The organism is Micromonospora sp. WMMD1120 (assembly GCF_029626235.1).
Classification (GTDB): domain Bacteria; phylum Actinomycetota; class Actinomycetes; order Mycobacteriales; family Micromonosporaceae; genus Micromonospora.
The window spans coordinates 6,769,361-6,782,133 of record NZ_JARUBO010000005.1; the positions used below are offsets into that span (position 1 = coordinate 6,769,361).

At 71.2% G+C, this 12,773-nt stretch carries 11 protein-coding genes and 1 pseudogene; 4 read left to right on the forward strand and 8 right to left on the reverse strand.

The annotated features are described in order from the left end of the window. Positions 1–13: 13 nt before the first annotated feature. Genes O7634_RS30250 through O7634_RS30260 form a run of 3 tightly spaced genes read right to left on the reverse strand, consistent with a single transcriptional unit; the run spans position 14 to position 3,922 of the window. Positions 14–1,147 (reverse strand): AI-2E family transporter, encoded by a 1,134-nt coding sequence (locus tag O7634_RS30250; protein ID WP_278153547.1) that lies wholly within the window; start codon positions 1,145–1,147, stop codon positions 14–16. A 7-nt stretch (positions 1,148–1,154) separates the two neighbouring features. Continuing rightward, positions 1,155–2,969, reverse strand: a complete 1,815-nt coding sequence (locus O7634_RS30255; protein WP_278153548.1) for a glycoside hydrolase family 15 protein — start codon at positions 2,967–2,969, stop codon at positions 1,155–1,157. Further along, a complete protein-coding gene (locus tag O7634_RS30260; RefSeq protein WP_278153549.1) occupies positions 2,966–3,922 on the reverse strand; it encodes a TIGR03885 family FMN-dependent LLM class oxidoreductase in 957 nt (318 codons plus the stop codon). Before O7634_RS30260 ends, O7634_RS30255 begins: the two co-directional genes overlap by 4 nt. Positions 3,923–4,033: 111 nt before the next feature. Here O7634_RS30260 and O7634_RS30265 point away from each other — a divergent pair, with 111 nt between their 5' ends. After that, positions 4,034–5,338 (forward strand): FUSC family protein, encoded by a 1,305-nt coding sequence (locus O7634_RS30265; RefSeq protein WP_278153550.1) that lies wholly within the window; start codon positions 4,034–4,036, stop codon positions 5,336–5,338. Positions 5,339–5,405: 67 nt separating this feature from the next. Here O7634_RS30265 and O7634_RS30270 read toward each other — a convergent pair. Both O7634_RS30270 and O7634_RS30275 read right to left on the reverse strand, forming a co-directional pair. Next, positions 5,406–5,507, reverse strand: a pseudogene (locus O7634_RS30270) (cation transporter); the annotation flags it as partial. Then, positions 5,507–5,800 carry a helix-turn-helix domain-containing protein gene (locus O7634_RS30275; RefSeq protein ID WP_278153551.1) on the reverse strand — a complete coding sequence of 98 codons (294 nt, stop codon included), beginning with the start codon at positions 5,798–5,800 and terminating at the stop codon, positions 5,507–5,509. The gene O7634_RS30275 and the pseudogene O7634_RS30270, both read right to left, overlap by 1 nt. Before the next feature lie 346 nt (positions 5,801–6,146). Here O7634_RS30275 and O7634_RS30280 point away from each other — a divergent pair, with 346 nt between their 5' ends. Then, positions 6,147–7,088 (forward strand): permease, encoded by a 942-nt coding sequence (locus O7634_RS30280; protein WP_278154118.1) that lies wholly within the window; start codon positions 6,147–6,149, stop codon positions 7,086–7,088. Further along, complete coding sequence (locus O7634_RS30285; protein WP_278153552.1) at positions 7,085–7,807, forward strand: TIGR03943 family protein; 723 nt, start codon at positions 7,085–7,087, stop codon at positions 7,805–7,807. The genes O7634_RS30280 and O7634_RS30285 overlap by 4 nt, the downstream gene beginning before the upstream one ends. Positions 7,808–7,921: 114 nt before the next feature. On the opposite strand, the gene O7634_RS30290 is transcribed toward O7634_RS30285, so the two are convergent. Then, the gene (locus tag O7634_RS30290; RefSeq protein ID WP_278153553.1) at positions 7,922–8,266 is read right to left on the reverse strand and encodes a DUF1330 domain-containing protein; all 345 of its coding nucleotides are present in this window, start codon (positions 8,264–8,266) and stop codon (positions 7,922–7,924) included. A 169-nt stretch (positions 8,267–8,435) separates the two neighbouring features. On the opposite strand from O7634_RS30290, the gene O7634_RS30295 reads away from it, so the two are divergent. Then, complete coding sequence (locus O7634_RS30295) at positions 8,436–10,583, forward strand: MMPL family transporter (protein WP_278153554.1); 2,148 nt, start codon at positions 8,436–8,438, stop codon at positions 10,581–10,583. 55 nt (positions 10,584–10,638) lie between these two features. Here O7634_RS30295 and O7634_RS30300 read toward each other — a convergent pair whose 3' ends face one another. After that, positions 10,639–12,075: a HAMP domain-containing sensor histidine kinase gene (locus O7634_RS30300; RefSeq protein ID WP_278153555.1), complete on the reverse strand. Its 1,437-nt coding sequence runs from the start codon at positions 12,073–12,075 to the stop codon at positions 10,639–10,641. Then, entirely contained in the window at positions 12,072–12,755 is a 684-nt protein-coding gene (locus O7634_RS30305) for a response regulator transcription factor (RefSeq protein WP_278154119.1), read from the reverse strand. Before O7634_RS30305 ends, O7634_RS30300 begins: the two co-directional genes overlap by 4 nt. Positions 12,756–12,773 lie beyond the last annotated feature (18 nt).

Here is a 12,773-nt window from a genome sequence, read left to right on the forward strand (position 1 = left end):
CAACGTCGAAGCCCTATGGCCCGTCGGGTGGTCGACCGTCGTCGGGCGCCGGCGGGGACGTGTCACGCTGTTCGGCCCGGTGCCGCAGGAGGACAGCGCCGGCCCGGTGCAGCACGGCCAGGATCGGAACCGCGATGACCGCTCCGGCGATACCCGCGGTCAAGGTCCCGGCGGTGACGGCGAGAAGCACCGGGGCGGGATGCGGTTTGAGGGCTCGACCGACGATCAGCGGCTCCAGCAGGTTGCCTTCGAGTTGTTGGACGACGATGACGGCGGCGACGACGAGCAGAGCGTCCGCGGGCCCCTCGGTGACGAGGGCGACCAGCGCGGCGGCGGCGCCGGCGGCGGTGGCACCGACGATCGGCACGAATCCGCCGAGGAAGGTCAGCAGCGCCAGGGGCAGGACCAAGGGCACACCGATCACCAGCAGGGCGATGCCGATACCGACGGCGTCGACCGCCGCGACGACCACCTGGCCGCCGATGTAGCGGCTGACCGCCCACCAGCCGGCCCGGCCCGCCTCGTCGATCGGGGCGCGCAGCCGGTCGGGGAAGAGCCGGAGCAGCCAATCCCACATCCGGGGTCCATCGCGGAGCAGGAAGAAGAGCAGGACGAGGGCCAGCAGCGCCGCGCCCACCGCCTCGAGGGTGGCCGACACGGTGGCGGCGGGATCGACGTCCCCCGAAGCCTGGGTGAGTCGCCGCTGCGCGGCCTCGGCGGCGGCCCCGAGTTGCTCGTCGCCCACCGGCAGTGGACCGTTGACGATGGCTTCCCGGATCTCGGCCAGGCCGCTCGACAGTGTCTCGCCGAGGTCGTCGAACTGGTTGACGATCTGGTTGGTCACGAGCACGCCGGTGAGCGCGAGCACGCCCAGCAGGGCGAGTACCCCGCCCAGGGCGGCCAGCGTGTTCGGTAGCCGGAGTCGCCGCAGCAGCCGGCTGACCGGGTGGAGCAGTGCGGCGAGCAGGAGTTCGACGGCCACGGCGAGGGAGAGCGGAGCGACGGCGAGCAGGAGCCGGCCGACCAGGTACGCGGTGGCGGCCAGCACCAGCAGGCACAGGCCGTACAGGGCGGCGACCCGCAGTAGCCAGGGCAGGGCCTGCCACGGACTCCGGGGTCGGCCCGTCCCGGCTGTGTGCTTCGGCATGGTGGACTCAACTCTCCCGCGGCGGCCCCCGGTCGTTCGCGGCCCAGGCGTGCAGGGCGTCGCGGGTCTGGCCGGCGTCAAGGTTGAGGGCGGCCTCGATCAGGGCGAGGTGGGTGAACGCCTGGGGATAGTTGCCCAGGGCGGTGCCGTCGGCGGCGAGCTGTTCGGCGTACAGGCCGAGCGGTCCGCAGGACACCAGCAGTTGGTCGAACAACCGGCGGGCGTCGTCGTGCCGACCGGCGAGGACGAGAGCGGAGACGAGTTCGAAGGAGCACAGCAGGAACGCTCCCTCCTCACCCGGCAGGCCGTCGTCGGCGGTGTAGCGGCGGATCAGCGCGGGCCCGATGGAGAGACCCCGCCGGATCCGCTCGATGGTGCCGACCACCCGAGGGTCGTCGCCGGGCAGGAAACCGACCAGCGGAATTCGCAGCAGCGAGGCGTCCAGGTCGGTGGTGCCGTAGGCCAGAACGAAGCTGCCGACGCCTTCGTCGTAGCCGCGGTCCAGGATCTCGGCGCGCAATTCGTCGCGGGCGGCCCGCCAGTCGTCGACCGGCGCCCGCTGGTCGTTAACGAGCTCGGCGAGTTGAATGCCCCGGTCGAGGCAGACCCAGATCATGACCTTGGAGTTGACGTAGTGCCGGCGCGGGCCGCGGATCTCCCACACACCGTGGTCGGGCTCCCGCCACCGGTCAGCCATCGTGTCCACGTGCCTGCGGAGCAGCTGCCACTGTTGTCCAGTCAACTCCCCGGTGAGCTCGTGATAGGCCAACGCGGCATCGAGAATATGACCGTAGGTGTCGAACTGGATCTGCTCGGCCGCCTTGTTGCCCACGCGTACCGGCGTCGAGTTGGCGTATCCGGTCAGGTGGGGCAGTTCCCCCTCGGCGGTGGTGTGCCCCCGGATGCCGGTCAGCGGAGCGAGGAGGTCCTGTTGGGTGCACAGACTGAGCAGGAAGTGCATGTAGCGGCGGCCCTCCTCGGCATGGCCGAGCCGGAAGAGGGCGAGCAGCAAGAGCGCCGCGTCGCGGTGCCAGGTGTAGCGGTAGTTCCAGTTGCGTACCCCGCCGCGTTCCTCCGGCAGCGACGTCGTCGCCGCGGCGAGCAGGGCGCCGGTCGCGTCGTGCGACAGGCCGCGCAACACCAGGGCGCTGTGCCGCACGGCGTCAGCGGCGAATCCGCTGTAGTCGCTACGCGACGCCCAGTCCCGCCAGGTCCGGCACGTCCGCTCGACCAGTCCGCCCGCGTCCGCGCTGGTCACATCGGCCCCGTAGGACAGCAGCAGCGCCACCGTCGAACCGGCCGGCACCCGCCCGCGGACCACGAGCGCCCCACCGTCCTCGGTGACGGGTAGGTCGGTGGCGAACCGCAGCGGCGTGCCGTCCGCCTGCCAGACCGAACCGACGCGCCGCCAGGAAACCGTCTGGGCGCCGAACTCCGGGCGGGCCTCCAGGCGCGCGTGCACCTGTACGCAGCCGCGCCGCGCCGTGACCAGCCGCACCAGGACGCGGTCTGCCCGGACCGGCTGCTCCGGTGATCCCGCGTCGACCGCGAGACAGTCGAGACCGACCGCGGTGCCGTCCGGGCAGTCCCAGCGGCTCTCCAACACCAGGGTGCCGGGCAGATAACGCCGAGCGGGCCCGGGAGCGCCGGACACCGTCAACGTGAAGCAGCCACCGACGTCGCGGTCCAGCAGGCGGGCGAGGACGGCGTCGCCCTCCGCGTCGGGCACGCACAGCCACTCGACCGCGCCGTCCGGTGCGACCAGCGCGGTGGTGTGGGTGTCGGAGAGGAACGCGTACGCGTCGATCGGCGGGAAGCTCATGCCAGCTCCGGCAGGACGCGAGCGCCGAAGACCTCCAGGAACCGGTCTTGGTCGCGCCCCACATGGTGCAGGTGGATCTCGTCGAACCCCAGGTCGGCGTACTCCCGTAGCCACTGCGCGTGGCGGCTCGGGTCGGCGGAGACCAACACGTGCGCCCGCATGTCCTCCGGGCGGACGTAGGCGGTTGCCTCGGCGAACTCCGCCGGCGTGGCCAGTTCCCAGCCGAGATCGCTACCGAGGATGGCGCTGCGCCACTGCTCGTGCGCGACCCGCAGGGCGGTCGCCTCGTCGTCCGCCCAGGACAGGTGCACCTGCAGAACCAGCCGGCCGCCCCCGCCGCCGTCGCGGTACGCCTCGACCACGCGCCGTACCTGCCCGACGCCCTGGTTGATGGTGATCAGCCCGTCCGCCCAGGAGGCCGCCCAGCGGGCGGTGGCCTCGGTGACAGCGGCCGCGAACAGCGGCGGCGGGTGCTCGGGCCGGGACCAGAGCACCGCCCGATCCACGGTGACCCGCCCCCGGTGGGTGACGCACTCGCCGGCGAACAGCGCCCGGATGACGTCAACGCACTCGCGTAGCCGGGCGTTTCGCTCCGTCTTCGTCGGCCACGGCTGCCCGGTGATGTGTTCGTTGAGGGCCTGCCCGCTGCCCAGCGCGAGCCAGAAGCGCCCGGGGAACATCTCGGACAGGGTGGCGGCAGCCTGGGCGACGATGGCGGGGTGGTACCGCTGACCGGGCGCGTTCACCACCCCGCACGGCAGGCCGGTACGGTCCAGCGCGGCACCCAACCAGGACCAGGCGAACCCCGAGTGGCCCTGCTCGACCCCGAACGGCGCGAAGTGGTCCGAACACATGGCACGGGTGAATCCGACCTGCTCGGCCTCTGAGACGAGACGCAGCAGCGCGCTGGGCGGGAACTGCTCGTGCGAGGCGTGGAACCCGTAGGCCGCCATCCGTCCCTCCCACCGTCGACGGCGGTGACGGTCCCGCCTGCCCTGAGCGGGCAGGCGGGGATACCCGGACGTGGCGGTTGGAAACGTCACCGTTCGGTGAGCGCACCGAGCATGAGCTGGTTCCACAGCCCATACCGGCGGCGACTGCCCGCCGCGCCGCCGGGTAAGCCGCGGACGCCCAACGACGACGAAAGGGGGCGAGGAATTGCCGCCGTCGTTTGTCAACCGGTCGGGCAACCTGCGCTTCACGCCAGCCCCGTTGGCCGAACCCGCGAAGAGGACGAGCTGCCGGAGACGGAGGGGGTGAAGCTGGTGAAACGGCTGGGTGGCCTGATCCGGGACAACGGCCGAGGAGCTTGGCATCGGGTGCGTGACAACCTCCTGGTGGCGGCGCAGGCAGGGTTGGCCGCGACCCTGTCCTGGGTGGTGGCGCGGCAGTTGCTCGACAACTCGCAGCCGACCTTCGCGCCGGCCGCCGCGGTCGGCGTGATAGCCGCCGCGATGGGCAACCGCTTCCGCCGTGCGGTCGAACTGATCGGCGGGGTGGTACTCGGCCTTGTCATCGGCGATCTGCTCATCGCCCTGCTCGATACCGGGCCGCTACAGACGGGACTGATCGTCTTCTTGGCCGTCTCCGCGGCGGCAGCGGTTCGCGGCAGCGGCGCGTTGCTGGTTCAGGCCGGTGTCACCGGGGCACTGGTCGCCACGCTCACCCCCACCGCGCCGAACGTCGAACTGCCACGGACGCTGAACGCGCTGGTCGGTGGCGTGGTCGGCCTCTTCGTGGTGCTGGTGCTGGCACCGCTCAACCCATTGCGGGCGGTCCGCCGGATCGCCGACCCCGCCCTGGACCGCTTCGCCGACGAGATGACCGCCGCGGCCGGCGCCCTCGCCAGCGGCGACGCCGCCGAGGCCGAAGCGGTGCTGGACCGGATGCGCGAAGCCGAAGCAACACTCGATCAACTACTCGAGGTCGTGACGGCGGCGGACGAGGTGGTGCGGCTCTCGCCACTACGATGGCGGCGGCGCCGCGCGCTGGACGCCTACCGGGATGGTATCGAGCACATGGAACGGGCGTTCCGCAACAGCCGCGGCATGGTCCGCCGGATCAACACCACGCTCCGGGACGGAGAGCCGGTACCCGCGGACCTGCCCGCCGGGGTCGAGCACTTCGGGGAGGCCGTCCGCCTGCTGCACCGCGAATTCCTGGCAACCCGGGAACCGGTGAAAGCCAGGGAACGTGCCCTCGAGTCGGTACGCGAGGCAGGCCGCGCCTATCGGCAGGGCCTCGGCTTCTCCGGAGCTATCGTGGCATCCCAGCTTCGCGCCGTCGCCAGCGACCTGCTCCGCGCGACTGGCCTGCCTCGGGACGAGGCTCGTAGCCTGGTCGGTCAGGCAGCCGCCACCGATGGGTGACCCGCGATCACCACGTCGATTCCAGCTCGGCGCCTGGGCGGCGGACGCCGCGCCGAACTGACCCAGCGTAGGTGATGGTCGCGGCCACGAACAGCCGCACCCGGCGGATCAGCACCGCCCGTCGAGGCGGCGACGGCGTCGCGGTCAGCGGGATGCGTGGCGGGCTCATCAGCGGCAGCCCTCGGCCTCGGTGCTCGGGCAGGCGGCCGGGTCGACCGCGAGGACGAGATCGAGGAGATCCCCCAAGGCGTGCGAGAGGCGCGCGTCGGCGAATTCGTAGCGCGACCGTCGGCCCTCGGGCACGGCGACGACCAGGCCGCAGCCGCGCAGACAGGCCAGGTGGTTGGACACGTTCTGCCTGCTCGTGCCCAGCAGGTCGGCGAGGTCTGCCGGATAGCCGGGGCCGTCGCGCGGTGCAAGCAGGAGCCGGGCTGGGCAGGAGGCGGCAATTGCGCTGGTCAAGAACTTCTGCCGCAGGCGATTGGCTGTACTGACCCGTGAGGTTGGGGACGCGGCCACACCGCGCCCGATACACTCAGATCGCTGTCGATGGTTGTGAGCAAGCCAGAGGTCAGGGCACGCACGCCGCTCTACACCAACGCCAGTACGGGTAGGCGACCAAGCTGACGCCCCATCCACATGCCCTGAGCAGAGAGAAGGGGGCGGCGTGGCCGCATCCGAGCCCACCACCTCGTCGAGCACCAGCACAGCCCCCGACGCGCCCGTCGACACAGACGGCACGCGGCCAGGCACCACCACTGCTCCGCATGACCATGGCCACCCACCCCCTTCCCTCTTCGCCGGCCGGATCGGTTCGGTCGAGGTCCTCGCCGCCGTACTCGTGCTGCTCATCTTCCTGCGCGACCCCCTGGCGAGGCTGCTGTCCGCGCCCTCGCTGGCGACCTGGACGACGGTGTTCGTCTCCGTGATGGTGCAGGCCGTGCCATTCCTCGTCTTCGGTGTGCTGCTGTCCGCCGCCATCGCGGTGTTCGTACCCCGCTCCTTCTGGGCTCGGGCCCTGCCGAAGCACCCGGCCCTCGCCGTCCCGGTCGCCAGCGCCGCCGGGGTGATCCTGCCCGGGTGCGAGTGCGGGGCCGTACCGATCGCAGGCTCTCTGATCCGCCGCGGCGTCACGCCGGCGGCGGCGCTGGCGTTCCTGCTCGCGGCGCCGGCGATCAACCCGATCGTCCTCGCCGCCACCGCTGTGGCCTTCCCCAACAATCCCGAGATGGTCCTCGCCCGCGCTGTCGCCAGCCTCGTCGTCGCCATGGTCATGGGCTGGCTCTGGCTACGCCTGGGCCGCACCGACTGGATCCGACTCCCGCACCGACCCGACCTGGACGGGCTCCGACGCGGGGAAGCGTTCTGGTCCGCCGTACGGCACGACGTGGCCCACGCCGGCGGGTTCCTCGTCATCGGCGCGATGGCCGCCGCCACCATCAACGTCGTCGTCCCCGAACAGTGGCTGCAGACCCTCGCCGACCAGCCGGTGCTCTCCGTGCTCGCCCTGGCCGCGCTCGCCGTCCTGCTGTCCATCTGCTCCGAGGCGGACGCGTTCGTCGCCGCGTCACTGTCACAGTTCTCCCTCACCGCCCGACTGGCCTTCCTGGTGGTCGGCCCGATGGTCGACCTGAAACTCATCTCCATGCAGGCCGGCATCTTCGGCCGACGCTTCGCCGCCCGATTCGCGCCGGCCACCTTCACGGTCGCCGTCGCGGTCGCCGTCACCACCGGGATGGTGCTGCTGTGAACCGGATGGCCCAGGCCTGCATCATGATCTTCTTCGGTGCGGCGGTCCTGCACGCCAGCGTCACCGACCTCTACCTGCGCTACGTCAAGGAAGGGCTGCGCCCGTTCCTCATCGCCGCCAGCCTGCTGCTGATCGCCGCCGCGGTGATGACCCTCTGGTACGACCTACGTCCCCGAGCCGACGTGCCCGAAGATCACCACGACGAGCACACCCACCGCGAACCGCGAGTTGCCTGGCTGCTCCTGCTACCCGCTCTCGGGCTACTGCTGGTGACTCCACCCGCCCTCGGCTCGTACGCCGCCGGCCAGGCGGGCACCGCACTGACCGCTCAGCAGGACTACGACGACGACTACCCTCCCCTGCCCGCCGGTGATCCGGTCACGACCACCGTCTTCGACTACGCCGCCCGAGCGCTGTTCGACAAGGGTCAGTCGATCGGCGACCGCCGGATCCAGCTCACCGGCTTCATCACCCCCGGACCCGACGGACAACCGATCCTCGCCCGCATGATCCTGTCCTGCTGCGCCGCCGACGGCCGACCCGTCAAACTCGGCATGGCCGGCAACGCACCCACCGGCCTGGCGGACGACACCTGGATCCAGGTCACCGGCCGCTACACCGACCGCGTCACCCGTGATCCCGTCAACGACGAAGAGATCCCCTACATCGACGTCGAATCCTGGCGGCAGGTGACCGCTCCCAAGGACCCGTACGAGTAGCTGCCCGCACCGCCGACCGAGGACAACCCGAGGTGGGCACATGGCCGGACCGCGACGTGCACGATGCCTACGCGAGGCCCGCCTTCGGCTTCGACGACGACGTCACCGGCTGAGCTACGCGGGAGCGTTGCGCAGTTCGGCGGCCATCGCGGCCGAGTAGTGGTCGAGCCCGACGCCCTCGACGATGATCACCTCGCCCTCCAGGTGGTTTGCCCGCAGCGGCAGGATCGCCTGGTAGGCCGCCGACTCGTACCACTCACGCGCGTTCCGCACCGACGGGAACTCGAGCATCACGACGCTCCCGGGCCAGCTACCCTCGCGGACGTCGACCGGCCCGCCGTGCACGACGAAGCGACCGGAGAACGGGTCCATCGTCGCCTGGACCCGCTCCATGTACTCCAGCACCTGCGGGTGAAGCTGCTCCGGGTCACGCAGATGCGCGATCACGTAGGCGGTCATGGTTTCTCTCTCTGTTGCGTCGACGACCGAGGCTGGCTGAGCCGCCCGACGACGAACCCGCGCCGGTGGCCAACCGGCCTGAGCGCCCTTCTAACAGTCGTCTCAGATTCGCTCGGTACGAAGGTCGGCATCCAGACAAGTGGTGTGACCCGTTCGTAGGAGGCTAGTGATGGCAGTCGACACAGCGCCGCCCGGGGAAGCGCCGGCCGGTCGGTTGGCAGGCCGGTGGGTGCCGTGGTTGGTGATCGGCCTGTGGGTGGCGCTGGCGACGGTCATGGTGCCGTTGAGCGGAAAGCTGAGCTCGGTCACCACCGACAGAGCCGTGGACACGCTGCCGGCCGGTGCCGAATCCACCAGGGTGGCGGTGCTGGAGGACAGTCTCCCCGGCGGTGAGGACAACACGTTCGTCTTCGTGTACCACCGCGCCGGCGGCATGACCGAGGCCGACCGCGCGACTGTCGAGCGCCACCACGACACCCTTACCAGGCGGTACCCGCCGAAGGTGGCGGCCCCGGCCGGCGAGGACGACGAGGGCCCGCCGACGAGACTCTCCACCAACGGCAGGGCGATGATGTTCACCCTCGACGTGAGCACGACCTACGGCGCACCGGAGGCCATCGTCGGCCCGTTGCGGGACGCCGTGGAGGACCGCCCCGCCGGCCTGGAGCTCGACGTGACCGGCCCGGCCGCGATCGACGGCGACATGGACGCCGTCTTCGACGGCATCGACCTGCAGGTCTTCCTCACCACGGTCATCGTCGTCACGCTCCTGCTCATCCTCACCTACCGCAGCCCGGTGTTGTGGTTCATCCCGCTGGTGGTCGTGAGCGCGGCGGCACTGATGGCGATGGCGACCGTCTACCTGCTCGTCAGAGGCTTCGGCATCGTGGTCAACGACCAGAACTCGGCGCTGCTGACGATCCTGGTATTCGGCGTCGGCACGGACTACGCGCTGTTGCTCATCGCTCGGTATCGGGAGGCACTGCACCACCACGAGAACGTCCGGGTTGCGATGGTCCACGCGTTGCGCGGCGCGGCGCCGGCGATCGTCGCCTCCGCGGCCACCGTGGTCGCCGGCCTGCTCTGCCTGCTCGTCGCGGACCTGAACAGCACCAGCGGGCTGGGCCCGATCGGTGCGGCCGGCATTCTGTGCTCGCTGGTGGCCATGCTGACGCTGTTCCCGGCGGTGCTCGTGGTGCTCGGCAGGCGGATCTTCTGGCCGGCCGTCCCGCGGTTCAGCACGAGCGTGGAGGAGAAGCCGGGGCTGTGGGGGCGGCTCGGCGCCGCCATCAACCGCCGCAGGTGGGTGGCGACGCTCGGCTCGCTCGGAGTCCTCGGCGTGCTCGCCCTCGGGCTGGCGGGCAATACCGGCCCCCTGCGGGAGCAGGACCAGTTCCTGTCCGCGCCGGAGTCGGTCACCGGCTTCACCGTTCTCCGCCAACACTTCCCGGAGCTCGGCGGCCAGCCGATGACGATCTTCGTGCGGCCGGCGTACCAGGAGCGGGTGCTCGACGTCGCCACGGACACCCGCGGTGTGGCCATGTCCATCCCGGGTCAAACCAGCGGTGGCTGGGCCGACATCTCCGTGTTCCCGACGGACGCGCCGGACACCGTCGCGGAGTACGACACGATCAAGCGGGTACGCACCGCCGTGCACGCGGTGAGCGGGGCGGAGGCGATCGTCGGCGGGCCGAGTGCGGAGAACCTCGACACCGAGGTGACCACCAGCCGCGACGAGAAGCTGGTGATCCCGCTGGTGCTCGCCGTCGTCCTGATCGTGCTCGGGCTGCTGCTGCGCGCGATAGTGGCCCCGCTGGTCCTGATGGCCACCGTGGTCGTGTCATTCGCCGCGGCATTCGGCGGTAGCGTGTTCGTCTTCGACACGATCCTCGGGTTCGAGGGGATCGACTATTCGGTGCCGCTGCTGGCATTCCTGTTCCTGGTGGCGCTCGGCGTCGACTACAACATCTTCCTGGCCAGTCGTGCCCGGGAGGAGGCCGTACGTCTCGGCACCAGAGACGGCATGCGCAAAGCCCTCTCCGCCACCGGTGGCGTCATCACCTCGGCGGGCCTGGTCCTGGCCGCCACGTTCGCGGTCCTCGTCTCACTTCCGCTGGTGATGCTGATCGAGGTCGGGTTCCTGGTCGCCTTCGGCGTGCTGCTCGACGCCCTGCTGGTGCGGTCGGTCCTGGTGCCCGCCCTCACCCTGCTGATCGGCCGGCGGATGTGGTGGCCGAGCCGACTGTCCCGACCGGTGGAGCCGCCGGACGGGCGACAGTCGCCCGCCGACGACGAGGAGCCCGCGCTGCAACGGTGAGCGCGGCGGCACGAGCGAGATCCGGGACGGAGCCGCTGGCCCGTCCCGGATCGTTTCATGACCCTGCGGTGGGCCAGGTGATTCGACCGGGCGGGGCCGCAGCCGGAAGGTCGACCCGAAGCAGCGCGCCACCGCGTCCGGAGCGGGCGACGGTGGCCCGGCCGCCGTGGGCGTCGACGACCCGCTGGACGATCGACAGCCCGAGACCGGATCCTGGCAACGCCCGGGCGCTGTCGGCACGGTAGAACCTGTCGAACACCCGCGGTACGTCGGCGGCGTCGATGCCCGGTCCGGCGTCGTCGACCTCAAGCACCGCCGACGCGCCCTCGGCGCGGAGCCGGACCTGGACCGGTTGGTCCGCGGGGGACCACTTGCCGGCGTTGTCGATGAGGTTGAGCACCGCCCGTTGGAGCGCAGCGGGACGGCCGCTCACCCACACGGAGGTGACGTCGAGCGCGACCTCGATGTCGGGCACCCGGGAACGCGCCCGGGTCGCGGCGGCCACCACCACGTCGGCGAGGTCGAGCAGCTCGGTGTCTTCGTCGCTGACGTCACCGCGCGCCAGGTCGGTCAGCTCGGCGGCGAGGGTGCTCAACTCGGCTACCTGGGCGCCGAGGTCGTTGAGCAGCCGGGTCCGGCTCTCCGCCGGCAGTGCGCTGTCCAGGGTGCCGCGCCGATCGAGCCGCAGCAGCAGCTCGACGTTGAGGCGCAGGCTGGTGAGCGGGGTCTTGAGCTCGTGGGCGGCGTCCTCGGCAAGCAGCCGCTGGGCCTGCCGGGAGTCCCGCAGCGCGGCGAGCATGTCGTTGATCGACTGGATCAGCCGACGGATCTCCCCACCGCCCTCATCCGGGATGCGGCCGTCGAGATCCCGGGTGTGCGCGACATGCACCGCGGCGGCGGTCAGTCGGTCGATCGGTGCCAGCCCGGTCCGCGCCACGGTCCGCCCGACAAGGGCGCCGCCGACCACGCAGAGCAGCCCGATCAGCAGCATGCCGAACCCGAACTGGTTGATCGGGCTGTCGTCGGCGACGCTGGCCACCTGAACCGCGCCGTCGCCCGCCCGGAGCGTGTAGATGAGGTAGCCGTCCTCGTCGATGCCGTTCGACTCCATCAGGTCGACCGAGCCGCCCTGCGCGACGCGCCCGGCCTGCTCGCTGACCGGGGGCAGCGCGGGTTGGCCGGCCGGCGTCCGGGTCGAGCCGTCGGGCAGGATGACCCGCACCAGTCGACCGGACCCGGGATACGGCGGTAGCTGGACCTGCGCCAGAGCGGCGCGCTCGGCGTTCGCCGCCAGGACGCGGGAGTCGGCGCGCAGCTGGTCCTCGGCGGTGTCCCGCAACTGCCAGTCCAGCAGCTCGCTGGCCACCTGGAAGGCCATGAACACGCTGACGGCGATGGCCGTCGCCGCGATCACGGTCAGCCTGGTCCGCAGTGACCGCCGGCGCCACCATCGGGTCAGCCGGCGCGGTTCCCGGCCGGCGGGCCTGCTCACGGAGGAGTTTCCCGCAACGTGTATCCCAGGCCGCGCAGCGTGTAGATCAATCGCGGCTCACCCTCGGCCTCCATCTTGCGGCGCAGGTAGCTCACGTACACCTGGAGGTTGTTGGCGGTGGCGCTCATGTCGAAGCCCCAGATCGCCTCGAACAGCGCGTCGCGGGTCAACACCCGGGTCGCGTTGCGCACGAGGACCTCCAGGAGAGAGAACTCGGTCCGGGTCAGGCGCAGCGGCCGCCCGCCCCGCCACGCCTCGAACCTGTCAAGATCGATCCGGACGTCGGCGTACGACAGGACCGGCGACTCCTCGCCGGCCGGCGCACGCCGACGCAGCAGGGCCCGCACCCGGGCCAGCAACTCCTCGGTGGCGAACGGCTTGGGCAGGTAGTCGTCGGCACCCGCGTCCAGCCCCGCGACCCGGTCCGAGACCTGGTCACGGGCGGTCAGCATCAGCACCGGCAGATCCCGACCCGCCGCCCGCAACCGCCGGCAGGTCTCCAACCCGCCGAGGCGGGGCATCATCACGTCGAGGATCAGCAGATCCAGCGTGTCACCGCCGACCCCACCGACCCCGTCGAGCACGGCGAGACCGTTGGCGACGGTGCTGGTCTCGTAACCCTCGACCTGGAGAACCCGCTCCAGCGACTCGCGGATGGCCGTGTCATCATCCGCGATCATGATGCGCACGCCGGGGCA

What these genes read in the sequence shown, in the direction of transcription:
- O7634_RS30250 (WP_278153547.1), bottom strand. Translation starts at nt 1,147, where the DNA reads ATGCCGAAGCACACAGCCGGGACGGGCCGACCCCGGAGTCCGTGGCAG.
- O7634_RS30255 (WP_278153548.1), bottom strand. Translation starts at nt 2,969, where the DNA reads ATGAGCTTCCCGCCGATCGACGCGTACGCGTTCCTCTCCGACACCCAC.
- O7634_RS30260 (WP_278153549.1), bottom strand. Translation starts at nt 3,922, where the DNA reads ATGGCGGCCTACGGGTTCCACGCCTCGCACGAGCAGTTCCCGCCCAGC.
- O7634_RS30265 (WP_278153550.1), top strand. Translation starts at nt 4,034, where the DNA reads ATGAGCTGGTTCCACAGCCCATACCGGCGGCGACTGCCCGCCGCGCCG.
- O7634_RS30290 (WP_278153553.1), bottom strand. Translation starts at nt 8,266, where the DNA reads ATGACCGCCTACGTGATCGCGCATCTGCGTGACCCGGAGCAGCTTCAC.
- O7634_RS30295 (WP_278153554.1), top strand. Translation starts at nt 8,436, where the DNA reads ATGGCAGTCGACACAGCGCCGCCCGGGGAAGCGCCGGCCGGTCGGTTG.
- O7634_RS30305 (WP_278154119.1), bottom strand. Translation starts at nt 12,755, where the DNA reads ATGATCGCGGATGATGACACGGCCATCCGCGAGTCGCTGGAGCGGGTT.